Source organism: Mediterraneibacter butyricigenes (assembly GCF_003574295.1).
Lineage (GTDB): Bacteria > Bacillota > Clostridia > Lachnospirales > Lachnospiraceae > Mediterraneibacter_A > Mediterraneibacter_A butyricigenes.
Genome location: NZ_BHGK01000001.1, coordinates 321,296 through 347,610 on the forward strand (window position 1 = coordinate 321,296; position 26,315 = coordinate 347,610).

Annotated in this window: 26 protein-coding genes, 3 tRNA genes and 1 other annotated feature; of the genes, 5 read left to right on the forward strand and 24 right to left on the reverse strand. The window is 43.8% G+C overall.

Going from position 1 to position 26,315, the window contains the following annotated elements; genetic code table 11:
• Nucleotides 1–11: 11 nt before the first annotated feature.
• Nucleotides 12–1,184, reverse strand: coding sequence for an aminotransferase class I/II-fold pyridoxal phosphate-dependent enzyme (locus KGMB01110_RS01570; protein WP_117889267.1), 1,173 nt, complete (start codon nucleotides 1,182–1,184; stop codon nucleotides 12–14).
• Nucleotides 1,185–1,418: 234 nt separating this feature from the next.
• Here KGMB01110_RS01570 and KGMB01110_RS01575 point away from each other — a divergent pair, with 234 nt between their 5' ends.
• From KGMB01110_RS01575 to KGMB01110_RS15945, 3 genes are read left to right on the forward strand one after another with little or no spacing between them, the layout of a single operon-like run.
• Nucleotides 1,419–2,840 carry an AI-2E family transporter gene (locus tag KGMB01110_RS01575; protein ID WP_117601977.1) on the forward strand — a complete coding sequence of 474 codons (1,422 nt, stop codon included), beginning with the start codon at nucleotides 1,419–1,421 and terminating at the stop codon, nucleotides 2,838–2,840.
• A 6-nt stretch (nucleotides 2,841–2,846) separates the two neighbouring features.
• Nucleotides 2,847–3,767 (forward strand): homoserine O-acetyltransferase MetA, encoded by a 921-nt coding sequence (gene metA / locus KGMB01110_RS01580; protein WP_117601976.1) that lies wholly within the window; start codon nucleotides 2,847–2,849, stop codon nucleotides 3,765–3,767.
• 58 nt (nucleotides 3,768–3,825) lie between these two features.
• Nucleotides 3,826–4,257 (forward strand): prepilin peptidase, encoded by a 432-nt coding sequence (locus KGMB01110_RS15945; protein WP_408631090.1) that lies wholly within the window; start codon nucleotides 3,826–3,828, stop codon nucleotides 4,255–4,257.
• 49 nt (nucleotides 4,258–4,306) lie between these two features.
• Here the strand turns inward: KGMB01110_RS15945 and KGMB01110_RS01590 are convergent, their stop codons facing one another.
• The 6 genes from KGMB01110_RS01590 to KGMB01110_RS01615 all read right to left on the reverse strand — a co-directional run bounded on the left by KGMB01110_RS01590 (nucleotide 4,307) and on the right by KGMB01110_RS01615 (nucleotide 9,307).
• Nucleotides 4,307–5,509, reverse strand: coding sequence for an LL-diaminopimelate aminotransferase (locus KGMB01110_RS01590; protein ID WP_117601974.1), 1,203 nt, complete (start codon nucleotides 5,507–5,509; stop codon nucleotides 4,307–4,309).
• 166 nt (nucleotides 5,510–5,675) lie between these two features.
• Nucleotides 5,676–6,446, reverse strand: a complete 771-nt coding sequence (locus KGMB01110_RS01595; RefSeq protein ID WP_119297366.1) for a permease-like cell division protein FtsX — start codon at nucleotides 6,444–6,446, stop codon at nucleotides 5,676–5,678.
• Between the two features lie 148 nt (nucleotides 6,447–6,594).
• Nucleotides 6,595–6,915, reverse strand: a complete 321-nt coding sequence (locus tag KGMB01110_RS01600) for a DUF1540 domain-containing protein (protein WP_117601973.1) — start codon at nucleotides 6,913–6,915, stop codon at nucleotides 6,595–6,597.
• 164 nt (nucleotides 6,916–7,079) lie between these two features.
• On the reverse strand, nucleotides 7,080–7,997 hold the full coding sequence (locus tag KGMB01110_RS01605; protein WP_330507966.1) for an aldo/keto reductase: 918 nt from the start codon (nucleotides 7,995–7,997) through the stop codon (nucleotides 7,080–7,082).
• Between the two features lie 56 nt (nucleotides 7,998–8,053).
• Complete coding sequence (locus KGMB01110_RS01610; RefSeq protein ID WP_170141675.1) at nucleotides 8,054–8,698, reverse strand: YdcF family protein; 645 nt, start codon at nucleotides 8,696–8,698, stop codon at nucleotides 8,054–8,056.
• A 99-nt stretch (nucleotides 8,699–8,797) separates the two neighbouring features.
• Complete coding sequence (locus KGMB01110_RS01615; RefSeq protein ID WP_117889271.1) at nucleotides 8,798–9,307, reverse strand: SEC-C metal-binding domain-containing protein; 510 nt, start codon at nucleotides 9,305–9,307, stop codon at nucleotides 8,798–8,800.
• A 216-nt stretch (nucleotides 9,308–9,523) separates the two neighbouring features.
• On the opposite strand from KGMB01110_RS01615, the gene KGMB01110_RS01620 reads away from it, so the two are divergent.
• Complete coding sequence (locus KGMB01110_RS01620; protein ID WP_117601970.1) at nucleotides 9,524–9,730, forward strand: hypothetical protein; 207 nt, start codon at nucleotides 9,524–9,526, stop codon at nucleotides 9,728–9,730.
• A gap of 140 nt (nucleotides 9,731–9,870) precedes the next feature.
• Here KGMB01110_RS01620 and KGMB01110_RS01625 read toward each other — a convergent pair whose 3' ends face one another.
• Nucleotides 9,871–11,151 (reverse strand): adenylosuccinate synthase, encoded by a 1,281-nt coding sequence (locus tag KGMB01110_RS01625; protein WP_117601969.1) that lies wholly within the window; start codon nucleotides 11,149–11,151, stop codon nucleotides 9,871–9,873.
• Nucleotides 11,152–11,285: 134 nt separating this feature from the next.
• Nucleotides 11,286–12,857 (reverse strand): cardiolipin synthase, encoded by a 1,572-nt coding sequence (gene cls, locus KGMB01110_RS01630; RefSeq protein WP_119297368.1) that lies wholly within the window; start codon nucleotides 12,855–12,857, stop codon nucleotides 11,286–11,288.
• 69 nt (nucleotides 12,858–12,926) lie between these two features.
• On the opposite strand from cls, the gene KGMB01110_RS01635 reads away from it, so the two are divergent.
• Complete coding sequence (locus KGMB01110_RS01635) at nucleotides 12,927–13,289, forward strand: hypothetical protein (protein ID WP_174714243.1); 363 nt, start codon at nucleotides 12,927–12,929, stop codon at nucleotides 13,287–13,289.
• 40 nt (nucleotides 13,290–13,329) lie between these two features.
• Here the strand turns inward: KGMB01110_RS01635 and pdxR are convergent, their stop codons facing one another.
• From pdxR to KGMB01110_RS01710, 15 genes are all read right to left on the reverse strand, one after another.
• Nucleotides 13,330–14,745 (reverse strand): MocR-like pyridoxine biosynthesis transcription factor PdxR, encoded by a 1,416-nt coding sequence (pdxR, locus tag KGMB01110_RS01640; protein WP_117601966.1) that lies wholly within the window; start codon nucleotides 14,743–14,745, stop codon nucleotides 13,330–13,332.
• A gap of 68 nt (nucleotides 14,746–14,813) precedes the next feature.
• Entirely contained in the window at nucleotides 14,814–16,484 is a 1,671-nt protein-coding gene (locus tag KGMB01110_RS01645; RefSeq protein WP_117601965.1) for a glutamine--tRNA ligase/YqeY domain fusion protein, read from the reverse strand.
• 95 nt (nucleotides 16,485–16,579) lie between these two features.
• Nucleotides 16,580–17,113 (reverse strand): hypothetical protein, encoded by a 534-nt coding sequence (locus KGMB01110_RS01650; protein WP_117601964.1) that lies wholly within the window; start codon nucleotides 17,111–17,113, stop codon nucleotides 16,580–16,582.
• Entirely contained in the window at nucleotides 17,104–17,790 is a 687-nt protein-coding gene (locus KGMB01110_RS01655; protein WP_117601963.1) for a J domain-containing protein, read from the reverse strand. The genes KGMB01110_RS01650 and KGMB01110_RS01655 overlap by 10 nt, the downstream gene beginning before the upstream one ends.
• A gap of 164 nt (nucleotides 17,791–17,954) precedes the next feature.
• Nucleotides 17,955–18,917, reverse strand: coding sequence for a DUF5685 family protein (locus tag KGMB01110_RS01660; RefSeq protein ID WP_243112617.1), 963 nt, complete (start codon nucleotides 18,915–18,917; stop codon nucleotides 17,955–17,957).
• Between the two features lie 195 nt (nucleotides 18,918–19,112).
• A tRNA-Thr gene (locus KGMB01110_RS01665) sits at nucleotides 19,113–19,185 on the reverse strand.
• 49 nt (nucleotides 19,186–19,234) lie between these two features.
• Nucleotides 19,235–19,888 carry an RNA polymerase sporulation sigma factor SigH gene (gene sigH, locus KGMB01110_RS01670; RefSeq protein ID WP_279220930.1) on the reverse strand — a complete coding sequence of 218 codons (654 nt, stop codon included), beginning with the start codon at nucleotides 19,886–19,888 and terminating at the stop codon, nucleotides 19,235–19,237.
• Between the two features lie 23 nt (nucleotides 19,889–19,911).
• A complete protein-coding gene (rlmB, locus tag KGMB01110_RS01675; RefSeq protein WP_119297370.1) occupies nucleotides 19,912–20,664 on the reverse strand; it encodes a 23S rRNA (guanosine(2251)-2'-O)-methyltransferase RlmB in 753 nt (250 codons plus the stop codon).
• Complete coding sequence (locus tag KGMB01110_RS01680) at nucleotides 20,651–21,112, reverse strand: Mini-ribonuclease 3 (protein WP_117601960.1); 462 nt, start codon at nucleotides 21,110–21,112, stop codon at nucleotides 20,651–20,653. The genes rlmB and KGMB01110_RS01680 overlap by 14 nt, the downstream gene beginning before the upstream one ends.
• Nucleotides 21,097–22,503: a cysteine--tRNA ligase gene (gene cysS, locus KGMB01110_RS01685; protein ID WP_117601959.1), complete on the reverse strand. Its 1,407-nt coding sequence runs from the start codon at nucleotides 22,501–22,503 to the stop codon at nucleotides 21,097–21,099. Before cysS ends, KGMB01110_RS01680 begins: the two co-directional genes overlap by 16 nt.
• 165 nt (nucleotides 22,504–22,668) lie before the next feature.
• Nucleotides 22,669–23,343, reverse strand: coding sequence for a serine O-acetyltransferase EpsC (epsC, locus tag KGMB01110_RS01690; protein ID WP_119297371.1), 675 nt, complete (start codon nucleotides 23,341–23,343; stop codon nucleotides 22,669–22,671).
• Nucleotides 23,344–23,417: 74 nt separating this feature from the next.
• Nucleotides 23,418–23,648 (reverse strand) — a binding site (T-box leader).
• A 198-nt stretch (nucleotides 23,649–23,846) separates the two neighbouring features.
• A complete protein-coding gene (locus KGMB01110_RS01695; protein ID WP_117601957.1) occupies nucleotides 23,847–25,067 on the reverse strand; it encodes a GNAT family N-acetyltransferase in 1,221 nt (406 codons plus the stop codon).
• 19 nt (nucleotides 25,068–25,086) lie between these two features.
• Nucleotides 25,087–25,623: a 2-C-methyl-D-erythritol 2,4-cyclodiphosphate synthase gene (gene ispF, locus KGMB01110_RS01700; RefSeq protein ID WP_117889275.1), complete on the reverse strand. Its 537-nt coding sequence runs from the start codon at nucleotides 25,621–25,623 to the stop codon at nucleotides 25,087–25,089.
• Nucleotides 25,624–25,905: 282 nt separating this feature from the next.
• Nucleotides 25,906–25,979: transfer RNA gene (locus tag KGMB01110_RS01705), tRNA-Met, on the reverse strand.
• Nucleotides 25,980–26,030: 51 nt separating this feature from the next.
• A tRNA-Val gene (locus KGMB01110_RS01710) sits at nucleotides 26,031–26,103 on the reverse strand.
• Nucleotides 26,104–26,315 lie beyond the last annotated feature (212 nt).

Genomic DNA, 26,315 nt, shown 5'->3' on the forward strand with positions numbered 1-26,315 from the left:
CTTTCTGATGTTTATTTTTCTAGAATCCCTGATTCTTTAATCACCTTTAAGATCTCACCAATCTTCTCTTCATTTGCCACCAGTGCCATCCGCACATACCCTTCTCCATGTTCTCCGAATGCGCTTCCCGGTGTAACGATGATTCCCGTCTTTTCCATCAGTTCCATACAAAATTCAAAGGACGACTCGTAGCCTTTCGGGATTGGTGCCCAGACAAACATGGTCCCCTGGCTGTCCGGCACATTCCATCCAAGTTCCCGTAACCCACCACAGAGCATCCGATTTCTCTTTTCATAATTTTTCTGCTGATCCAGCACATATTCTTCCGGGCCGTTCAACGCAGCAATCGCAGCTTTTTGCACCGGCAGGAAGATTCCGTAATCAATCTGGGAACGCAGCACCTTAAACTTCCGAATAATCTCATGATTGCCCACCACAAACGAAATCCGGGCTCCCGTTAGGTTGTAAGACTTTGACAGGGAATAAAATTCCACACCCACCTCTTTTGCACCTTCGAACTGCAAGAAAGATTTACCTCGTTCTCCAGTATAAACAATATCAGAATACGCATTGTCATGTAAAATAATGATCTCATATTTTTTTGCAAATGCGATCAGTTCTTTATAGAAGGAATCCGGCGCACAGACACAGACCGGATTTAATGGATAAGACACGATCATAAATTTTGCCTCTTTTAAGATCTCATCCGGAATGTCCTCCAGATCCGGCAGAAATCCTTTCTCTGGGTTCAAACGGTAGGGAACCACATTTGCATTTGCCATAATTCCGCACATCTCAAACATCGGATACCCCGGATCCGGAACCAGCATCGTATCTCCCGGATTACAGAACACCATTCCGATATGTGCCATACCTTCCTGAGAGCCATAAACAGACATAATCTCATCCGCCTCCAGCTTCACTCCGTATCTGGTCTGATAACGGTTCTGCATCGCTTCGATCAGCTCCGGAAGTTCTTCCAGAGAATATTTATAATTTTCCGGATCTTTACAGGCTTCTTCCATCGCCTTCATCACATACGGTGCCGGTTTGAAATCCGGTGTTCCGATAGAAAGATTATAGACAGGAAGTCCTTTTCGCATCCGTTCTTCCTTCTTTTCGTTCAAGGCTGCAAAAATCCCCGGTTTAAAACTGTTTACTTTATCTGAAAACTGAAACTCCATAACTCCATCCTCCTTCAACGTTCTTTCTATTCTATCATACTTTTTTTCGAAAAAAAATGTTAAATCGCGCTTTTTGAAGGATTCGAACGATTGCAGTCTTTGACAGAAAAGAGTATAATAACTTTACATGTTTTTTAACAGGGAATCTATCAGCTTACGTTGACACGAAGCACAGCCGGATTTTCCCATGTGCTTAACTTGAATTTCAGAAAGGACAAGAATTAAAATCAGCTTATGGAAAAAGAGAAAGATTTACGGCAGGATCCAAAAGATCCCGACCTTCACACAAACCATTTCACTCAGGATCAGAAAGACAATTCTTCCTCTGATCCTTCCAGTGAATACTATACAAACCAACCGAAATTCGGCACTCGCGGGCCTTCCAAGATCCGCCAGCAGTTCAGCCAGGGCATGACCTTCTTTCTGGTAATTGCCGCAGCGATTCTTTTCTATTTCGGTTTGTTCCGTCTCAACTATATTTCAGGAATTTTAAAGACCTTTTTAAGTGTGGCAAAACCAATCATCTACGGGCTTGGCATCGCATTTCTTCTGAACCCGATCATAAAAAAGGTGGATCAGATTTTGGTGCCGCGACTGGAAAAAATGACGAAAACGCCGGAACGTGCCGCAAAAATCAGCCGCTCTGTGGGAATCCTTGTATCGCTTCTCACTGCATTTCTTCTGATCACAGCCCTTTGTAACGTTCTGCTGCCGGAACTCTACACCAGTATCCGCGACATGGTATTTAAAGTTCCCGGACAGTTGAATTCTCTGCTGGATCAGATCAATGAGATGAACTCCAAAGATACCACCATCAATATGCTGGTCACGAACGCCATTGAAGAAGGAAGCAATTATCTTCAGAACTGGCTGAGAAACGATCTACTCAAACAGACCAACGTCATCATGACCAACTTAACCGTCGGTGTGATCAACGTTTTAAGCGAAGTTCTTAACTTCTGTGTGGGAATCATCGTTTCCATCTATGTGCTTTACAGCAAGGAAGTTTTTTCCAGACAGAGTAAGAAATTCGTCTATGCACTGTTAAAACCGGATCGTGCAAATCTGGTACTTCATCTGACCAGAAAAAGTGGTGACATTTTCATCGGATTTTTAAGCGGAAAGATCATCGACTCTGCCATCATCGGAGTCTTATGTTTCATCGGTCTTTCTATTTTAAATATGCCTTACGTCCTGCTGGTCAGCGTGATCGTGGGTGTGACCAATGTGATTCCGTTCTTCGGCCCTTACATCGGTGCGATCCCCAGTGCCATCCTGATTCTTCTGGACAGTCCGATCAAAGGAGTTTATTTCCTGATCTTTATCTTTGCATTGCAGCAGTTGGACGGAAATGTCATCGGTCCCAAGATTCTGGGCGATTCCACCGGTCTCTCCGCATTCTGGGTGGTATTTGCCATCATGGTAGGCGGTGGCCTTTTCGGAATTCCGGGCATGATCCTGGGTGTTCCGACGTTTGCCGTTATTTATTACGTCGTGACCTTGTTGGTCAACGATCTCTTACGACGCAAAAAACTTCCGGTTGATTCCGGTTCTTATGACGAACTGAGTTATGTAAATAACCAGGGCGAATATATCCATGCTGATGACCACAAGGAACATCTGAACAATCAGCAGGAAAACAACAAAGGAGAATAATGTATTATGCCAATCAGAGTACAAAATGACCTTCCGGTCAAAGAAATACTGGAACATGAAAATATATTTGTGATGGATGAGTACCGTGCTTCCCATCAGGATATCCGACCGATCCGCATCGGACTGTTGAATCTGATGCCACTGAAAGAAGATACAGAACTTCAGATCCTGAGATCTCTTTCCAATACACCACTTCAGGTAGATGTGGTCTTTGTTCGTGTAGACAGCCACGCTTCCAAGAACACCTCTACTAGCCATCTGAACAAATTCTACGAGTCGTTCCGTGATATCCACCATCAAAAATTCGACGGATTCATTATCACGGGTGCTCCCGTGGAACAGATGGAATTTGAGGATGTAGATTACTGGAAAGAACTGGAAGAGATTATGGAATGGACCAAAACCAATGTCACTTCCACCCTGCATCTCTGTTGGGGCGCTCAGGCCGGAATGTATTATCATTTCGGGATCAATAAAAAGCTCCTGCCTGAAAAAAAATTCGGTCTGTTCTGGCATCAGGTGCGTAACCGTAAGATTCCACTGGTTCGGGGATTTGATGATGTATTTTTAGCTCCTCATTCCAGACACACAGAAGTACCCCTCGATGAGATTGAAGCTGATCCACGCATCACCATCCTGGCGGATTCCAAGGAAGCCGGAGTCTTCCTCTGTATGGCAGAGGACGGTCGCCAGATCTTCGTGATGGGGCATCCGGAATACGACCGAATCACACTGGATACCGAATACAAACGGGATCTTTCCAAAGGTCTTGATATTCAGATGCCCTGTAACTATTACCCGAACAATGATCCAGACCAGAAGCCGCTTCTGACTTGGCGTGCTACCGCAAATAATCTCTACACCAACTGGTTAAATTATTATGTATATCAGGTAACACCTTACGACCTTGATGGTACCCCATTTTAAAAAAGGGGGTATCATCTTGTCCCTTTTCTTTTATTCTATTCTTCTTCTGTTTTTATTCATGCTTTCCCGATTTGATATAAAGCATCATCGGATTCCCGATTTCTTTCTATATGAATATCTGCTCCTGTTTCTTTTCGGCCAGTATCTTTCTCTTCCACTCTTTCATGTATCCTTTCTTTCCAGACTTCTTGGAGTTACGCTTCTTCCCTTCGTTTTGCTGGTTTTCACCCTATTCTTCCCAGGTGGAATCGGAGGTGGCGATGTGAAATTTCTCGCACTTACCGGTGGATTCTTCGGATTCTGGTTTCAGATTTATGCGTTCTTTTTTGCGCTTCTGGGGGCACTGTTGTATTTCTTATTAACCAACTCAACTGCCTCCCGTCTGTTTCCAAAAAGAAAAGACCTGAAAGCAGTCATTGCTTTAGGTCCCTTCCTGAGTTTCGGTATTCTGTTTCAGATTCTTCTCCAGAACATTTTCCATGTTCTTTAAATCATCTTTTCAGCATTTCTGCCACTCGGCAAATATCTGTGCTGTTTGATTATTTTGCAAACAGAGATTTAAATCGCTTCATTGCTTCTACAGTATTCTCATAATTTCCAAAAGAAGTCAGACGGAAGAAATTCTTTCCGTTCTCACCGAATCCTGCTCCCGGAGTACCAACTACCTGGATCTCATTTAACAGATAATCGAAGCATTCCCACGCATCCATTCCATTCGGGCACTCGAACCAGATATACGGAGAATGATGTCCGCCATAGAAACGGATTCCAAGCTCTGTCATGGTATCTGCGATCAGTTTGGCATTCTTCTTATAATATTCAATGTTCTGGTTGCACTCATTGATTCCCTCTTCTGAGAATACAACTTCTGCCGCTTTCTGGATAATATAAGCCGTTCCGTTATATTTGGTAGACTGTCTTCTGTTCCACATATTGTGGATAGACATTTCTTCGCCTGTAGAAGCCTTAAATACCAGTTCTTTCGGTACAACCGTATATCCGCATCTTGTTCCGGTAAATCCAGCTGTCTTAGACAGAGAACAGAATTCGATGGCGCATTTCTTTGCACCCTCAATTGCATAAATACTTCTCGGAAGTTCCGGATCACTGATAAATGCTTCATATGCAGAGTCAAACAAGATCACTGCTTCATTTTCCAGTGCATAATCTACCCACTCTTTCAACTGCTCTTTGTTGTAGCAGGCTCCGGTTGGATTGTTCGGAGAACAGATATAGATAAGATCCACATGCTGATCATGGTTCGGCAACGGGAGAAAATCATTTTCTGCATTTGCGGAAATATACGTAATCTGATTACCACACATTGTGTTGGAATCTACGTATACCGGATAAACCGGATCCGGAATCAGAATCACATTATCATGTCCGAACATATCGGTAATATTTCCTGTATCGCTCTTTGCTCCATCAGAAATAAAGATATCGTCTGCATCCACAGATACTCCATTTCTCTCATAATATCCTGCAATTGCCTTTCTGGTTGCTTCATATCCCTGCTCCGGTCCATATCCATGGAAACTTTCTGCAGAAGCCATATCGTCCACTGCATCATGCAGTGCCTTTACTACAATATCACTCAATGGCTTTGTTACATCACCAATTCCAAGACGGATCAACGGTTTGTCCGGATGTGCTTCGGAATAAGCTGCGGTACGGTGTGCGATCTCAGCAAATAAATAATTATTTTCTAATTTCAGATAATTTTCGTTTAATTTCGGCATGCTCTTCAGTCCTTTCCTCTTCTGCTGCCATTAACAAGTCTCACATGCCGTATATTTTAGCACAATTTTTTTCTACTGTAAATTTTATTTTTTCGCAAATAAATGCAACTAAATATATTCAAAAACGTTAGAAAAGGCAGTCCTTAAATAAGACTGCCCTGCTCTCTTAACTGTTTATTTTTCTTATGCCTTCTAGTGCTTCTATATTTTTCAATAATGCTTCCCTATATTTCACTTTATATACTACTTGAAAATTCCCACTATTTGCTAATGGATTATCGTCTTTAAATCCATCTACAAGCACTTCCCCTTCTTTATAGTATGTTTCTTGAAAATTTTCCCATGCTTTTTCCGGTGAAATATATGTAACCGATACTACACCATTCATTTTTTCTATTTCATTTTTCAATTCAGCTAACTTTTGCTCCGAAATATCCTCATCAAAAAACACTGTAATTTGATAATCACTGGCTTCCCTTTTTTCTCCCAACTTTTCTTTTTTCACTTTATTAGAACTTTTAACAAACGCAACACGTTGATCTGTATTTCGTCTTTCTGCATTCATTATTGTACAAGCTTCTGTACCCTGAAATTCCATATCATATACAATAGAAATCGGTAAAAAATCATCTTTTGGAATTTCCTCTACTGCTGAATATGTATCCAAACATCCCTGAGAATCAAATCTGTCTTTCATTATAATATGTCCATCACTCAATTTTCCCTCTTCCGCAGTGTAAACGATTTCTTTATCACTACTTTTACCTTTTTGATAATAAAAGACTGTGCCATCCCTGAATATTTCTATTGTTTTTCCCGAACTTTCAGAATTCCAAATCCCAACATATTTTGAAGAAACAAACAACTTACTATATGTTAAATATCCCCCAACAACTACCAGCATTATTCCCAATATAACTATCCATCTTTTTTTCATTTTGTACTCCCATTTTATTATCTTTCAAATATACTTAACAATCCTTAAATAACCTTTTTGAGCCTCAGATAGAAAAAGGGAGATAAAGTTTATCTCCCCGCAGATAATTTTTACACTTCAAAGCAGTAAAACACTTCATGAAACCCCTCTACATCTTAAAAGTTGCACACTCCGTACCCTGACACTGCTTTGCCTGACCACCCTCTACGCTGATTCGTCCGGCCTGACACTTACATGCTTCATTGTACATACATTTTTCTGCCTGACAGTCGATTCCGGTTGTTTCGGAACAGTGGCATCCCCCGCCGGCCGCATTTGAATAGCCGCTTTCTTTTCTTTCCGTAAAACTGTCACACTGTGTCTCACTTGGGGAACAGGCTTGATTACCTCCCACCTGAATCTGATCTAAATCGCATAAAAACTGATGATTGTGCGCACATGTCTGCACGCTGCATTTTAATTTTGGCATTTTTCTACCTCCTCAAATTTATTGATCGGAGATAGTCTGCTCATTTTTTCAGATTTTATGTATAATAAAACATTTCTGTTTGTACAGCGCGGAACCCCTTTTCCACACACTGCTTTTCCGCTTATACTTTCGTTTCACTTTGAGCCACTGGTGCACGATACACCTTAAGCCTCATATGGTTCTGTGCTTTCTACCACTTTCACACGGATTCGATCCGGATGTTCACCCGACCATCCCATCGGAGGCAGCGTTGTGATCCGCCACATATCTTCTCTGGAAATCTCAAAGCCAAACAGATCCATGTTCTGTTTCATCCGCTCCATCGCAGAGGATTTCGGCAACGGCAAAATTCCCCTCTGTACTTCATAACGCAGACAGATCTGTACCGGTGAAACTTTATATTTTTCTGCCAGTTCTACGATCAGTGGTTCCGACATCATTCTCATTCTTCCGATCGGACTCCATGCCTGAACCAGGATTTCATGTTCTTTGCAGTAAGAAAGTACGCTTTCCTGGGTATACCCCGGATGTACTTCAATCTGATCTACCGCCGGAATTATCTGACAGTTATCGATCAGATTATCCAGATGATGTGGCAGATAATTGCAGACACCAATTGCTTTTACCTTTCCTGCTTTATACAGCTCTTCCATTCCACGCCAGGTATCAATATTCAACTGTTTCCAGTCTTTATATCCTACTTCCGGAAGCGGCCAGTGGATCAGATAGAGATCCAGATAATCCGTCTGAAGATTCTCAAGAGTTCTTTCAAAAGCCTCTTTTACCTGAGAATATCCCATCTCCGTTTTCCATGCTTTGGAAGAAATAAAAAATTCTTCTCTTGGTATTTTGCTTTCTTTGATTGCCGTTCCAAGATATGGTTCCGTTCCATAAAAGGATGCTGTATCAAAACAACGATATCCTGCTTCGATCGCCGTTTTGATCACTCGCTCACTCTCGTCCTGCGCAGCCTTATAGGTTCCGAATCCTACGCACGGAATCTTCACTCCGTTGTTCAGGGTATAGCAGTCATTGACTCCCTTAAACTCATCCGTTTTTATTGCTCTTAACATTTCACTCATCCGTCTCTTCCACCTCGTTTTCTTTTTTTCTATTGTCTTTCTCTATATTTTTTTCTTTATCTTTTCCTGTAATATAGCAGCGTCTGTGCACATGCGAAAAACTCCCGTACCAGATAATTTAAAAACAGGACCGGATTGGAAGATGCCGGTACTCCCTGCACCTTTTTATAGCCTTGTTTTTTCGCCATCATCAGAGCACGGCACACATGAAAATCATTGGTCACGATTCCCACCTTTTTCCCATGAAGATCACTGTTCAAAAAATCAGCGCCATAAAGACCGAAACTGAATTTCAGATTTTCCCAGGTCGTTGTAGACTTGTCTTCCATCAGCAGTCTGGCTTGCTCAATTCCACACTCCAACAGATAGTCATTCATCGAGAATGCTTCCGATATGTCTTCGCCCCGTCCCTGACCTCCGGACAGGATTGCTACCGTCTTCGGATGCTCTTTCAGATAAGCACACGCTCGATCCAGCCGGCGTTTCAGCGAATTCGTCACCCTGGTTCCACGCACCTGAGCTCCCAATACGATCAGCACTTCCAGATCTTTATCCGGCTGTTTCCCGGCTGCCCACAAAATCCGTACCTCTCCCGCAAGAAACGTCAAAAAGCAAAGAAGCAACAGCCCCTGTAAGAATCTTCTGATTTCCACCGGACAATTTATCAGAATAACATGGCATGCCAGACAAAAAATCCCCATAAAAATCCAAAAAGGAAGAAAAGTTGAATCTTTTCTTCCCGTATAAACCCGTATCACCATATAATATAGGATACAAAATATTCCAAGGATCAGCATGGATTATCTTCCACAGCACTTCTTGTATTTCTTGCCACTTCCACACGGACACGGATCGTTTCTTCCGATCTTCTTCTCCTTACGGATCGTTCCGGAATTCTTCTGTTCTCTGTAAAGACGTTTCTTTGTCTCGGCATCAAAGATCTCATCCCACTGTGGCAGTTCATACAGCCAGTCAGCTTTTGCATCCACCATGTTTTTATAAAGCTTCTCTTTATCGAAAATCAGATTAACTTCCGTATCTGCTTCCATTGTCTCGATCGGGTTGGCTTCTTTCAGACTGTCGTTGATTCCATCTAAAAATCCAACCATAGTCAGAAGCTCCAGACCATATTTATCAGCCAGTTCCTGAACCGTACCTTTTACTTCAACTTCCGGCTCATTCAAAAGCTGCTCATAGATTCCTTTTTCAATTGTAAAATAAGTTCCCCAGAATTTCTGAAGAGCACCTCTGTCCATCTCTTTGGAATAGGCCATATCTCTCCACTGATCTAATAATGATTTTTCACTCATTTGTATATAACTCCTTTGTATGATTTTCGTCCGTAGCTTTTATTATATACCATCCCGGGCTTTCCGTAAAGAGGCTTTTATCGCTTGCGTCTCCTGAAGGATTCCATTATAATGAAGAAAGTCAGATTTTAAAAAATCCAACCACAAAACGTATGGGCACAACACTTTTCGTCTGTTGTCTGTACCTTACATAAAATGAAAGGAATGATAAAATACATGAAACGTATCAAAAGAATCCTGGCAGCAATCGGTGCCCTTTTACTCATCGCCCTATATGTCAGCACCCTTATTTTTGCGCTGATCGGAAATGACCTTGCGATCAATCTGTTGAAAGCATCCGTTGCACTGACAATCTGCCTCCCGGTCATGCTCTACGCGATTTATCTGATCTACCGCCTCCTCAGCGGAAATCACCCGGACTAAGTGTAAGCGGTTTCCGTTGCAACCTTTTGCGGGAGGATAATGGTTTTCATCAACACACTTTGTCCTATAACTCTAAAAGTGCTAAAAAAGCTGCCATTTCCTAAAAGGAAACCGCAGCTTTTATTCTGTCTGTAACTTTTTTATTTATTGCGATAAATAATATCGTCTCTTCCCGGTCCGTTGCTGACCATTGTGATCGGATAACCGATCTCCTGCTCTACAAATTCGATGTATTTTCTGCAGTTCTCCGGAAGATCTTCATAATTCTTGATTCCACGGATATCCTGTTTCCATCCCGGAAGAGTTTTGAGTACCGGTTTTGCTTTTTCCAGCAAATGTGTTACCGGGAATTCTGTTGTAACTTCTCCGTCAATCTCATATCCGACACAGACCGGAATCTCATCCAGATATCCCAATACATCCAATACTGTAAATGCAACATCTGTAGTGCCTTGCATTCTGCATCCATATTTGGAAGCGACACAGTCAAACCATCCCATACGTCTCGGTCTTCCTGTAGTTGCTCCGAACTCTCCACCGTCTCCACCACGGCGTCTCAGTTCATCTGCTTCTTCTCCGAAGATCTCGCTGACAAACGCTCCTGCTCCGACTGCACTGGAGTAAGCCTTACATACCGTAATGATCTGTTTGATCTCATATGGTGGAATACCTGCTCCGATTGCACCATAAGCTGCCAGTGTGGAAGAAGAGGTTACCATCGGATAAATTCCGTGATCCGGATCTTTCAGAGATCCAAGCTGTCCTTCCAGAAGAATTTCTTTTCCTTCTTTCAGCGCATTGTGTAAGAACAGAGATACATCGCATACATACGGTGCTACCATCTCTTTATATTCTAACAGTTCTTTCAAAAGTTCATCCGGATCGATCAGCGGTTTGTGATACAGATGCTCTAACAGTACATTTTTCTGATCTGCAACACGTACAACCTTCTCTTTCAGCAATTCCTCATCAAACAATTCACTGACCTGGAATCCGATCTTTGCATATTTATCAGAATAAAACGGTGCAATTCCTGATTTGGTGGAACCGAAAGATTTACCTCCCAGTCTCTCTTCCTCATATGCATCAAAATTCTTGTGATATGACATTACGATCTGAGCACGGTCTGATACCAGAATCTTCGGTGCCGGCACCCCCTGTTCCTCTACTGATTTTATTTCATTGAACAGACGCGGAATATCCAACGCTACACCATTTCCGATAATGCTGGTGGTATGATCATAAAATACACCAGATGGTAATGTATGCAGTGCAAACTTCCCGTAATTATTTACGATGGTATGCCCGGCATTTGCTCCACCCTGAAACCGAACGATGATGTCCGCTTTCTCTGCAAGCATATCCGTAATCTTACCTTTTCCTTCGTCTCCCCAGTTCGCTCCTACTACCGCTTTAACCATTCCTGAGTCCTCCTGCGTGATTCTCACTTATAAATTCTCATTCGCGGCCCTTATAACCGCCTTAGCAATTATACTATACTTTTCTGGTTCTGTAAAATCTTTTTTACAGAAAAAGCGCCGAATTTCACACGTTTTTACATCAGCGGTGCGATCAGACGAAGTGCCCGTCCGCAGATTTGCATCCAGATATTCTGTTTTCTCACTTCTTCCAGTGTCACACAGTGACATTTTCTTATGGTTCGCTGGAAATCCTGCTCTATATCCCTGACCGCCGGATTATTATAGATATAGGCTCCATTTTCAAAATGCAGGTACAGACTTCGGTAATCCAGATTGATGGTTCCCACCGTTGCCACCTCATCATCCGACACGAAAATCTTTGCATGCACAAAGCCCGGTGTAAATTCATAGATCTTTACGCCAGCCTCCAAAAGCTCCTGATAATAGGTCTTTGCAAGAGCGAATGCATACCACTTATCCGGAATATGAGGCATGATGATTGCAACCTCAATTCCGCTTTTCGCCGTTTTCGTCAGCGTATCCATCATCTGGTCGTCCAGGATCAGATACGGTGTCATAATATGTACATAGCGCTTGGCATGGTTTAGAATGTGTTTATAGACGGTCTCTCCCACATCCTCATGGTCAAACGGACTGTCCGCATAGGGCAACACATAACCCAGTTCCCGTTTCTTCACTCCGGTTGATTTTTCCGTCAGATAATCCTGATAGGATTCGCCGCCTCGCTCCGTGGCGTTCCACATCTGAAGAAACATGATCGTAAAACTCTGTACCGCATCTCCCTCAAACATGGCCGCCGTATCTTTCCAGTAACCAAAGCGTTCAATCCGGTTGATATATTCATCTGCCAGATTCACACCACCCGTAAAAGCTACTTTTCCGTCTACCACACAGATTTTCCGGTGATCCCGGTTATTTTGTACCGTTGTCAGTACCGGACGGATCGGGCTGAACATTTTACAGCGGATCCCATATTTTCTCATCTGTCTCGGGTAATCATAGGGCAATTTGGAAATGCTGCACATTCCATCGTACATAAAACGGACTTCCACGCCCTCTCTTACCTTTGCTTTCAGAATCTCCAGGATCGTATTCCACATATAGCCTTCTTCTACAATGAAATATTCCAGAAAAATATATTTTTCCGCCTTTTGAAGCTCCCGAACCATCTGGTGAAATTTTTTATCCCCGCTCGGAAAGTAAGTTACTTTTGTATTTCGGTAAATCGGAAATCCCAGCTGATATTTCATATAATGGGCCAGAGACACATCCGCAGACTTACTGAGTTTCAAATCTCTGATGACACTTTGATCCTGCTGCATATACCGATGAGTCTCCAGTTTTCTTCTGGAAAGCTGTTTCGCCAGTGCACGGCTTCCCAGTTCTGATTTTACATAGATATAAAACAGCGTTCCAAACACCGGAAAGACCATCATCAGCAAAATCCATGTCATGGTAAATGCCGGATTTCCCTTCTCGTTGATAACATAGATCACCACGATCACACGAAGGATCATCAGAACCACATCCATATAGGTTCGATAATCTTTCAGGACTGTCACCATAGAAATCATGACGCCGATCTGCAAGAGCAACAACGCCAGGATCAGAGCCGTTCGTCCGAATACCACACTTAAGATTCCTTTTTTTGCTTTTTTCACTGCTTTTGTATCTAAATATTCCATGCATTGACCTCCGCACGCAAATGTATTACAATGATGTTCACAGGATTTATCTTCAGAAAGGAGACTATTATGTATCGCAAATTCACAAAAGTTTTGCTCACACTGGCTGCTATCGGTGCATTTGTCGGCGCCTGCTATGCTTACTGGAGCAAAAAGATTTCCCGTACCGATAAAGACTTCACACTGTCCGAAGAAGAAGATTTCGATCTGGACAATGACTTGGAGCCCGTTTCCCATAGAGAATATGTTTCTTTAAACCGCTCGGAAGCTTCATCCGATGCAAAGGACTCTTCTGACTCAGAGGAATCTTCCACCGATGAATCTCCAGCGACTTCTGAGGGAACCATTGCCAACGAGACTTCATCCAAACCCGAGAAATCTTCCGATAGCGAAGTCGATGCTTCTTCTGATTCAGAAGATATGACAGAATAAGCATCTTCATCTTCTGCCGGTTCGAAAGAAGTTTCTTATTTTATCGCCTGGAACCTTTCAGAGGTCTCCAGGCTTTTTCTAACAGTCTTACTGCTTCTTTTATCTTTTCTTCACTGAGATTTGCATATCCCAGCATGATCACCGCTTCTTTTTTCTTTGGCGGTTCTACATAATATTCCGAAAGTCCGTAGACTTTGACTCCGTTTTTCCCTGCCGCCCGAATCAGTTCTTCTTCCTCCAACTCCGGGAAATGAAGCAACAGATGTACTCCCGCATGTTCCCCAGAAATGGTACACAGATCCTGAAGCGGTTTGAGAGCGGCAAGCAACGCATCATGTCTTCCTTTATACAACGCCCTGCTCTTGTTCAGATGTCTCTCAAAATATCCCTGCTCTATAAAATTCTGTAAGATCAGCTGATCTACCCTGGACACAGTAGAACTCAGAAACTCTGCCCGTTTATGATATCCTTCCAACAGAGAATAGGGAAGCACCATATAGCTGACACGGATTGCCGGAGCAATGGATTTCGAAAAGGTTCCCATATAGATCACTTTTTCTTTCCGGTCATATCCCTGCAAAGCCGGGATTGGTTTTCCCTTATAACGGAACTCACTGTCATAATCATCCTCGATAATATAACGAGATGGTTTTTCTTCTGCCCATTTCAGCAATTCCATTCTTCGTTTCAACGGCATAACCGTTCCGAGCGGATAATGATGAGAAGGCATCACGAAAGCGATATCCGCCTCTGACTTTTTCAGTTCCGATACCAGCATTCCGTTTTCATCCATATTCACCGTACAGACCTGATAGGACAGATTGGAGAATACCCGGTAGGATTGTTTGTACGTCGGATTCTCCATCGCCACCTTATAATCCGATCCCAATATCATACAAAGCAGCATCAGCAGATAGTCATTTCCCGCTCCCACAATAATCTGTTCCGGTGTCGCACTGACTCCCCGTGCCTGATACAGATAACTGGAAATCGCTTTTCGAAGTCCCCATTCCCCCTGGGAATTTCCAAGCCGGAATAATTCTGCCCGGTCTGCGACCAGACTTTCTTTTGACAGCTTTCTCCATGCATTATAGGGAAAACTTTTCAAATCGACTCCACTGGGTGAAAAATCATACCGGAATATTTCTTTTTCCCTGGCAGGAATTTCTTCTTCCCGGATCCGCTCCGGTTCCCATGCAAAAAGATCTTCAATCTGCGCCACAAAATATCCCCGGCACGGCTCCGCCTCTATATACCCTTCCGACATCAACTGTTCATAAGCCAGTTCAATGGTACTTCTGCTGACCTCCAGATGTCTTGCAAGCGTTCTGGTAGAAGGCAGTTTCTCCTTGCTTGAAAGTTTTCCGTTCTGAATATTCTCTTTGACATAATTATAAATCTGTTCATACAGAGGGATCTTCGAACCCGTCTGCAGATTGATCGTCAGTTCATTCATGGCACCTTTTCACCTCAGACTTATTATCAGATAAAATCAGACCGTCCCATACAGGCCGGTCTGCATTTTTACGCTTTTTTGGGAAGTCTGAAAGAACTCTTCAAAGATACGATCCGGTTAAATACCAGATGTTCTTCGCTTGAATCTTTCTGGTCTACACAGAAATATCCCTGCCGTACAAACTGGAAGCTCTCTCCCGGTTTTGCATCTTTAAAGTTCTCCTCCACATAGATTTCCTTTACTGTCAGGGAATTCGGATTCAGGTTCAACGAACCATCCTCTTTATTATATACACCCTTTTCTTCATCCACAAGATTTTCATAAAGTCTTACTTCTGCTTTTAACGCCTTCGGAGCTGCCAGCCAGTGAATGGTTCCTTTGACCTTTCTTCCGGTAAATCCACTTCCGCTCTTTGTCTCCGGATCATAAGTACAGTGTACCACTGTCACATTTCCGTTCTCATCCTTCTCATAGCCCACACATTTCACAAAATATGCATTCATCAGGCGGACTTCATTGCCCGGGAACAGACGGAAATATTTCTTCGGCGGTTCCTCCATAAAGTCATCTCTCTCGATCAGAAGTTCTCTGCAGAATGGAAGTTTTCTGCTGCCCAGTTCTTCATTTTCCAGATTGTTCGGTGCATCCAGATATTCCACTTCCCCTTCCGGATAGTTATCGATCACCAGACGGATCGGATCCAGTACAGCCATCATACGAGGCTTTTTCAGCTTCAGATCTTCACGGATACAGTATTCTAACATGGCGTAATCCACGGAGCTCTGACTCTTGGAGATTCCGCACATATCAATAAACATTTTAATGGATTCCGGTGTGAACCCTCTTCTTCGAAGCGCAGCAATGGAAACCAGACGCGGATCATCCCATCCGTCTACGATTCCGTCTTCCACCAGTTTCTTAATGTAACGCTTTCCTGTCACCACATTGGTCAGATATAATTTGGCAAATTCGATCTGTCTCGGCGGATTTTCAAATTCACATTCTCTGACTACCCAGTCATAAAGCGGACGGTGATCCTCAAATTCCAGAGTACAGATAGAATGGGTAATTCCCTCAATTGCATCTTCGATCGGATGTGCGAAATCATACATCGGATAGATACACCATTTGTCCTTTGTGTTGTGGTGGTACATATGTGCCACACGGTAGATGATCGGATCTCTCATATTGATATTCGGAGAAGCCATATCAATCTTCGCACGCAGTACACGTGCTCCGTCTTCTACCTTTCCTTCTTTCATGTCCTCAAACAGTGCCAGATTTTCTTCGACGCTTCTCTCTCTGTACGGGCTGTTCTTTCCAGGCTCAGTCAGCGTTCCGCGATATTCACGGATCTGATCCGGTGTAAGATCACAGACATATGCCTTTCCCTTTTTGATCAGTTTGATCGCACATTCATACATCTGATCAAAATAATCGGATGCAAAGTAAAGATGATCTCCCCAGTCTGCCCCCAGCCACTGGATATCTTCCTTGATCGACTCTACGAATTCCATTCTCTCTTTGGTCGGATTCGTATCATCAAACCGCATATGGAATGTTCCGCCATATTCCTGTGCCAGTCCGTAATTTAAAAGGATAGACTTGGCATGACCGATATGCAGATAACCGTTTGGTTCCGGTGGGAATCTGGTACAGACATGGTCATACACGCCCTCTTTTAAATCCTTATCTATCTCCTGCTCGATAAAATTCTTTGATACCACTTCGTTTTCCATTTTCTTCCTCCGATATGTCCTCTGTCTGCCCGAAAAATCTTTCAGGCTCTTTAGTTTATAATCTTATCATAAAAAAGAAGGCAGAACAAGGGAGATTATCCCAGAATTCGCCCTCTTATCTTTCCCCAGACCTGTTCCTGTACATATCCGTAGGCTCTGTCATACAAAAAGAACAGAACCTGCCCCGCTGCCCAGACTCCGATCCGAAACAACCAGCTTGTCTCCGAATCAAAGATCAGAGCATGCATTCCTGCCAGACTGCTCAGATAAATCAGATTGAAGATCAGCCATTTCCCAAAGAAGAACCAGGTTCTTCTGTTCGAAAGCGTCTCCTTTTTTCCCAGGAAATCCCAGAGTCTGTCTTCCAGCAGAATATAAAGCCCCATCGCCGCATAAGAACCTACGTACAGTTTCTCCGGTACCAGCATCCATCCCAGAAGAATCGCAGCCACATAGAACGCCACACCCAGTTTGCCGCCACATTCTCTTAAAACAATTCCCACAAAGTAAGACGCCGCTGCCAGCAAAAACAGGGTATTGGTCTGAATCACACTCCCCAGCATCATACAGATCATGCTGACTGCCAGAAACATTCCGGACATGACCAGTTTTTTTGCCGTTACATGCATGGACAAAGATCTCCTCCCATACACTCACACAGACTGTCTGCAATCCACAGATCGCAACAGAAATTTCCGGTTCCACAGGAATTATTCTGCCCCTGACTGCCACCGTAAGGAGACTGACTCTGATATCTCTGACGGTTCCACTCCAGTTGATTCAAAAGCTGACGGTAAACAGGATTCTGCGGCTCCATATTGACCGCCTGTACCGCATGATCATGAGCCAGGATATTATTGCCATATCCCATATTGGCTGCTGCACTCAAATAATACCATTCTGCATTCCGGTTACGGATCCTGCTCAAGGCATTGAGCGCATCTCTGTATCTCCGTTCGCTGATCATTCTCTGTACATCCTGACGAAGCCCCGCCTCCTGATCGAAAGACGAGCCGGACGCTCCGGAACCATTCTGGCCGGTATCCCCCTGGTTCTGACCGGAATAACTCTGATATCCGCCCTGGTATCCGTAAGAATAGGATTGTGCTCCGGACTGGCGTTCTTTCATGATACAGTCATAAGCTTCCTGCACTTCTTTAAATTTTTCCTCTGCCAGATCCGCCAGAGGATTATTAATATTGGCATCCGGATGATATTTTCTGCTCATCTCCCGGTATGCACTTTTTATTTCTTCATCCGAGGCATTTCTTGATACCTTCAGTACTTCATATGGATCTTTATTCATCGATTTTCCTCTCTTATCTCTTTGGTACCTTACTGCTTTTCATCATATACTATCTTCCCGAAAATGTCTACTCTGTGCCTCTCTAAATGAAAACTTTCCCGCCATCATGGGAAACGCAAAGATCAGCAGAGATTTCGTAATCGGCCCGCTAGTCATCTCTTTCCTCATCTTTTGTCGCCCCTTTTTTCCATATCTCCCGTTTCTGTGTTCCCTTTTCTCATTGTTTCCGTGTTTTCCATTCCCACTTCCGTATTTTCCGACTCCGCGTCTGTTGATCCTGTATTATCTGTCTCTTCTTCCCGGTTTTTCGCTTTCTCCACCTGCATTTTTCTGTATTTTCCCCAGATGCCTCCGTAAAGAATATTACGAAGGATATCCACATCCTGCAGACAGGGAAGCCGTTCAAACGCCGCACTGCACTCTCCTGCCATCATACACAGGATCTGCTGCATATAGGATTCATAATCTTCTCTCTTATGAATTTCCGTCAACGGATTGTATCGGTTCTTTTTCAGATCCTCATCATAATCTTCATAGGCATCCATGATATAAATAAATTTTCCCAGATAAAATCCCATCTGATACAGCGTTTCCTTCCAGTGATCTTCCTGAAATGCCAGTATTTCTCCCATGATCCGTCCAAAACATCCCGAAATCAGATCCAATTGTGTGCACCCTTCCTTTTCACAGCTCCGGATCTGATCCAGCTCACTCTGAATCGTCTTGCATTGTCTCGGATATTCCCGGATCACCTTTTTCACCTTACGCTTCAGGGCCATCATCCCCAATTTCCCGGAAAGTTTTTTCTCGTCCTCCCAGTCATCCTTCTGATGATAATAAGCCAGGATCAGATTCATGTCTGCCGCATAATCCGTCATTTTCCCGGAAAGCAACACCTGTTTCTTAAAGGGATGGAGCTTGCAGCGCCTGTGTGAAATCTCCGTCTCACTCTCATACAGAGACGTAAGCAGCACCGCCAGAAATGTCATATCATAGCTGAGTGTCAGTTGTCCCGCACTTCCGTAACATTTCCGAAGTGCCCTGCACAATCCACAGTAATAGGCTTTGTATTTCCGATAGTCTTTCATTTTCAGTTCCGGTTCGTCTACCGCAATATATCCAAACATCTCTTTCACCCATCCGTTTTATCGCTGAAACATCTTTTTTGCAACGCTCTTTGCCAAACTCACATTTTAATTGCCCTAAGCTGTCATGATCTCCACCAGAATTTTGTGAAGACACGATCTTTGGTTCGTTGCTTTGTGTAAATGGAAAAAGCACCGAAAGGAACGTTAATACGCCACTTACGGTGCTTCATTCTCAGCTGTCTAGGGGACTTGAACCCCCGACCTCCGCCTTACCAAGGCGACGCGCTACCAGCTGCGCCAAGACAGCAGATGCGTGCATCTCTCACGCAACGTTAACAATATACTATACATTACAGTCAGTTGTCAACCACTTTTTTATCTTTCCATAATTTTTCTGCTTTCGACTTGATTCTCTGAATCGCATTGTCCACCGTTTTCGGACTTCTGTCGATCAGCTCTGCGATGGTTCGATAATCCGTCCCCTGCAAATGCAGATACAGTACTTTACTCTCCAGCGGGCTCAAAGACTCCCAGAGACTTTCCTGCAACGCATCTGTATATTCCTGATTCAAAAACAACGCCTCCGGATTATTCTCCATCCCCACCTGAATCGTATTGATCAGCGGCTGGGCATCTCCTTCGCTCTCCTTTTCCTCGTACAGCGACACATAAGAATTCAACGGCATATGCTTCTTGCGGTTTGCCGCTTCGACTGCTGAATAAATCTGTCTGGAAATGCACAGTTCCGCAAAACTGTAAAAAGAAGTCTTATGCGAAAAATCAAAATCCCGGACAGCCTTAAACAGCCCGATCATGCCCTCCTGGATCAGATCTTCATTTTCTCCGCCCAGAAGATACATGGCACGGGCTTTTTTCCTCACCATCGGCTTATACTTGTCCATCAGGAAGTCTATAATCTTCTCTTCCCCTGCCCGGTAATCTTCGATCAACTGCTCATCTGTCATTTTCTCGTAGGAACTCATATTGTATCCCCTTGATTTCTTTTTTATTGATCAACAATCTTTTCTGTTTTTCATTGCAGTCTCTGCCTTAAGATCTCATAAGCCAGCACCCCTGCTGCCACAGAAGCATTCAGCGAATCAATCTCACCTTTCATCGGAACAGATGCCACAAAATCGCAGGTCTCTTTCACCAGACGTCCTACACCTTCACCTTCATTTCCGATGACCAGCCCGATCGGGCCTTTCAGGTTTACATCATACATCACATCACCGTCCATGTCTGCGCACACGAACCACAATCCCTTTTCTTTCAGGTCTTCCATGGTCTTCTTCAGGTTCGTCACCTTTGCCACCGGTGTATAATTCAATGCTCCCGCAGAAGTTCTCGCCACCACTGCCGTCAGACCTGCTGCCCGTCTTTTCGGAATGATCACCCCATGTGCTCCCACCAGATTAGCGGTACGGATGATGGCCCCCAGATTATGAGGATCTTCAATATTGTCCAAAAGGATTAAAAACGGATCTTCTCCCTTTTTCTCCGCCAGTGCCAGCATATCCTCCACCGAAGCGTATTCATATGCCGCGCCATAGGCGATCACGCCCTGATGTCTTCCGGTTTCCGAAAGATGATTCAACCGCTCTTTGTCCACAAAATTCAGGATCACGTCTCTTTTTTTGGCTTCCCGTACAATGGTTCGAACCGATCCGTCCTGGCAACCGTCCTGCACAAAAATCTTGTCAATTGGTTTCTCTGAACGAAGTGCTTCCAACACCGCATTTCTTCCCTCGATCAGCAAACTGTTTTCCGATTTATTTTCTTTCATATAATGTCTGCTCCTCCAGGCTGTCCAGTCCGATCTTCACCAGTTCCAACAGCCGTTTCCATTCTTTTTTCAGATAAAGATATCCAAGCAATGCTTCAAATCCGGTCGCTCTGCGGTAATCCGTGATGGACTGGTTCTTTGCCGCCGAAACCGAACGGGTATTTCTGCCTCTCCGGTAAACCGCATGCTCTTCTTCCGTCAGATATTCCTGCATCTTCCGCATCATCTGCGACTGAGCACTGGCCTGTACATATTTGCTGGTTTCTTCATGCATGGCATGAACCGGTTTGTTGCCTTTATAAAGCACCAGACTCTTAATAACCAGATCGTAGATACAGTCTCCGATATACGCCAGGGTCAGCGGGGAATACTGTCTGATATCCCCCGCCTGAACCTGAAACAACTCTTCCAGATATTCCGGAAATTCAAATGTTATGCTCTCTTCCATTTTACTCCTTCTCGCGTATCTTCCAGCACGATTCCTTTTGCCAGAAGTTCATCACGGATTGCATCTGCCTTAGCAAAATCCTTTGCTTTTCTGGCAGCCTGACGATCCTCGATCATTTTCTCGATCTCTTCATCCAGGATTTCTTCCGGTTTATCAACGATGATTCCCAGTACATCGGTCAGTTTTTCCAACAGGGAACGAAGATTGCTTACATATTCTTTCGAACTGTTTTCGTCTGCTGTTGTGTTGGCATATTTTACCAGGTCGAAGATTGCGGCAATGGCATCTGCTGTGTTGAAATCATCCTCCATCGCACGTTCAAATGCTTTGACGAAGTCTTCTGTTTTTGCATATGCTTCTTTTTCAGCTTCAGACATTCCCTCTGTCTGTGCATTTTCTGCCAGGAATTTCAGATTCTGTGCCGCATTTACGATTCTCTCCAGTCCTTTTCCTGCTGATTCCATCAAATCCGCACTGAAATTCAACGGGCTTCTGTAATGCGCACTCAACATAAAGAAACGCAGAACCTGAAGATCATATTTCTCACTGATTTCTCTTACGGTAAAGAAATTTCCCAGAGATTTTGACATTTTACGGTTATCGATATTCAGGAACGCATTGTGCATCCAGTATTTTGCAAATTCTTTTCCATTGGCTGCCTCACTCTGCGCAATCTCATTTTCATGATGCGGGAAGACCAGATCCTCTCCACCTGCGTGAATGTCGATTTGCTCCCCTAAATATTTCTTGGACATTTCCGAACACTCGATATGCCATCCCGGACGTCCCTCGCTCCACGGAGCCTTCCATGCCGGTTCGCCTTCTTTCTTCGGTTTCCAGAGTACGAAATCCAGCGGATCTTCCTTCTCATCTTCTCCGCTGACTAACAGAGAACGGTTTCCTCCCTGCAGATCATCCAGGTTTTTATGGGAAAGTTTTCCGTAATCTTTAAAACTTCTGGTGTGGAAATATACGGTTCCGTTCTTCTCGTAAGCATATCCTTTATCGATCAGATCCTGGATCATTTGGATCATTCCACCGATTTCCTGGGTTGCCAGAGGATGCGTCGTTGCCGGCATTACATTCATGCCTTCCATATCTTTTTTGCATTCTGCAATATAGCGTGTGGAAATTTCTTCTGCGCTGACACCCTCTTCGTTGGCCTTTTTAATGATCTTGTCATCGACATCCGTAAAATTGGATACATAATTCACTTCATACCCTTTGTATTCAAAATACCGACGTACTGTATCGAACACGATCATCGGTCTTGCATTTCCGATGTGAATAAAATTATACACGGTCGGACCGCAGACGTACATTTTTACCTTTCCTTCTTCTAATGGAACGAATTCCTGTTTTGTCTTTGTAAGTGTGTTGTAGATTTTCATCCTGTTCTCCTTTTATTTTCCATTCTGCTATTCTTTCTGCATTTTTCATTTCTTTTCTATGCCTCGGATGTATCCGCTCATTTTTTTGCCGGATACATCTGACCTTTTCAGTATAACACGAAACTCTTATTTCCGCATAATGCACCGGAGCGGATTTTCTTATATTCAGGCACCCGGTTTCCATTCTTTCAGCAGACAGGCTTCCTCTAATCTTTCCACCTGTTCCCTCAGCGCCTTGTTTTCCTTTTGCAGTTCCTGAATATCATTCAGTACCGGATCCGGCAGATGGATCTGATCCATATCTGATCTCGGAACTTTTTTATTATCCATCTTTACAATTCTTCCCGGAACACCGACTACAGTACAGTTCGGTGGAACCTCCTCAAGCACCACAGAACCGGCTCCGATCTTGGAATTTTCCCCGATTGTAAAAGAACCGATGATCTTCGCTCCCGCGCTGACCATGACATTGTCTTCCAGCGTAGGGTGACGCTTTCCCTGTTCTTTTCCGGTTCCCCCGAGAGTGACGCCCTGATAAAGGGTGACGTTGTTTCCGATGATCGTGGTCTCTCCGATGATCACTCCACTTCCATGGTCGATAAACAAACCTTCTCCGATGGTCGCACCCGGATGAATCTCGATTCCTGTTTTTCTGGCAGCTCTCTGTGAAATCCATCTCGCCAGAAAATAATGTTTCTTTTTATAAAGTCTGTGTGCAACCCTGTAATTCAGGATTACCTTAAAGCTGGGGTATAATAATACTTCCCAGTCGGATTTGATCGCGGGATCTCTCTCTCTGATTACACTAATCTCATTTTTTACATAGGATAACATCCCCATAATTCCATCTCCTTAATTTCTCAATTCTCATAACACTAATCGTATGACTGGAAACTAAAAAAACTTCGTCTCAAAAAAGAGACGAAGTCTAATCCGCGGTTCCACTCTTCATAGAGGTTCTCTGATAAGCAAACCCTCCACTCGATACACGTAACGTGTGTCAAACGTATCCGGATACTTCAGATCTTCTCCGGATCAACTCCCGAATGCACTTCACATTTTCTTCCCTTAAGACCGCTTTCAGCCGGTGACGCTCTCTCTCTGGCAGTTCCAAAAATGCTACTCTTTTCGTTCAAAGTCTTTTTCTTTTCAAACTCTACTCTTAATATTATGCAACTTCCGCGATTTTGTCAATCGCTTTTCGCCAATCTTTTGCATATTTTCCTGCACATTTTTTATTTGCTTTCTATCATGCCGGAATTACATTTTGACATTTTTCAGGCTCTTTGATTCACACAGAATGTAATGTCTGCTAATCAGACATTTTACTAAGTAACCATGCATTATACAATCTCATTTAAAAATACCGGTGCCAGCGGAATCAGCTTCTTCCACTCTTCTATAAAACGATCCGTCAGAACCATTCCCTGCATTGTTTCTTGTTCCAATGCCAGTTCCGTTGGATTTTTCACCCCAAAGATCAGTTCGGTCAGCACATCCACCGGAAGCACTGCAAAAGAATCTTCCGTCTCTGTCACCTCTGTTGTCTCTTCTCCTGCCGGGCTTTTCAGACGATACACTCTGCTGTTTTGCTGCAGGATCGGATCGATCACCGCAAAGGCACAGTCCACCTCTTCCGCCTCTTTTGCCTGCAAACAGGATAACAGGGTTGACAAATGAAGGGCTCTTGCCATGATCATCGGAACTTTTTTCGCCTGCCCGCCTTCCCTCCAAGGATAGACCAGACAGGATGTCTCCTCATCTTTTGTCAGTTCCCGGATCATTTCCCGGACACATTCTTCATATCCCGGAAGCGTCAGAGGTTCTCTGATTTCCCACTCCCCCTCGTTTGCATAGGCTGCTATTGCAACCAGTTTTTCTCCTTCATACGCCAGAAGGATCCCTCCGTTTTCACTTTGCTGTTCCAGAATCATGGTCTGATAATATGCCGTATCCCTCACCGCATACACCCGATATCTTTCTCCGGTACACTCTGTAAAGAAAGCTGCCAGGTCTTCGGCGTCCGACCATCGTGCATCCCGGATACGATATTTATCCGACTTCGTCTGCACTTCCAACGCCGACGGGTTTCCTGCCTTCCCGGCGTTTGCTGTCATTCCACCGCAAAGTTCACTCTGATCCTGTTCATAGATAAACCGGAAATCATAGGGCAGATAAATCTCTTTTGCCGCCGGCATCAGGAACGTAAATGGTTCTTTCTTCCGATACATTTCTTCCATGGTTCTCACCAGAAGTTCCCGCATGTATCCCCGTTTCCGGCAGGATTCCCTGGTCGCAACTCCAATGATATAGTGGGTCATTTCCTGACGGTCTGCAATCTGAAGCGGATAGGGATTTAACTGAATCATGGAAACGATTTCCGCTTCATCCCCATTCTCTTTCTCCGGCACATTTTCCTCATCTTCGATCACATAGATGTCATTGTCCCGGGTCTTGATAAAATAATAATAATCCAGAAATTCCCGGGTATCTTCTGAGAACACCTCTTCCCACAGTGCTCTTGTTCTTCCCTTTTCCTCTACTGCAAGCTTTTTGATCTTCATGTCCTTTTTATTTCTCCTGCTATCTTCCGCATCCCGGGCATCCGGCACAACCTTCCTGCGGAGTCACATCCACACTGTAACGGGTCATTTTTTCCAGAGAACAGATTGCCTGAGAAGAAATGCCTTCTCCGCTCCCCGTAAATCCAAGTCCCTCTTCCGTCGTCGCCTTGATATTGATCTGATCCAACTCCAGTCCCAGCGTCTTTGCAATATTCTCCCGCATCTTAGGAATATGCGGTGCCATCTTAGGCTTTTGCGCAATGATCGTGGCATCTATATTTTCCACCACATACAGTTCCTCTTCCAGAAGTTCACCCACTCTTTTCAAGAGCTCCAGACTGGAAGCACCTTCGTATTTCGGGTCTGTATCCGGGAAATGTTTTCCGATATCTCCCATTGCCGCTGCTCCAAGCATTGCATCCATAATCGCATGAAGTAAAACATCTGCATCCGAATGGCCCAGCAGTCCTTTTTCATAAGGGATCTCTACTCCTCCCAGAATCAGCGCCCGATCCGGCACCAGTCGATGTACGTCATATCCTAATCCAACTCGCATCTGTTATCTCCTCTCTGCACAGTCTGAAATTTATAAATAACTGTTCCAAGTATCTTTGCAATTCAATTTTTATTTTATCATGACATGCACTGATAAAACATCCTAATTTTTTGGTTATAAGGCAAAATGTGTTGATAAAAGCCATTACCTTCCCGCAAAAGGTTGCAACAGGAACCGCTTACAATTCCGTTTTTCGAAACCCAAAAAAGTCCTCAATGAAAACAGAATCTTGCCCTAACAAAAGAAAAAAGTCCGTATAAAACTTATACAGACCTTTCGAAGTAGCGGAAACTGGATTTGAACCAGCGACACCACGGGTATGAACCGTGTGCTCTAGCCAACTGAGCTATTCCGCCATATGAAGTGCACCGCAGTATGAATCATACCTGGCACTTTTTTGAAAACGATGGGACCTACAGGGCTCGAACCTGTGACCCTCTGCTTGTAAGGCAGATGCTCTCCCAGCTGAGCTAAGATCCCATACTTTTCATAGCTTGCGAAGTGCTTTATCCGCAACCCGCTTTGCTATTATACAATTAATTTCAAACAAATGTCAACACTTTTTTTCAAAAATTTTAAAGAACTTTTTTCAAGGCTTTTTCCGGGGAAACTGTCACGGAATTTCTCACGGAATTTTCCGCCCCAAAATCCCCGGATACTCGTCTTTTTCTTTCTCACAGATCCTTTATCAA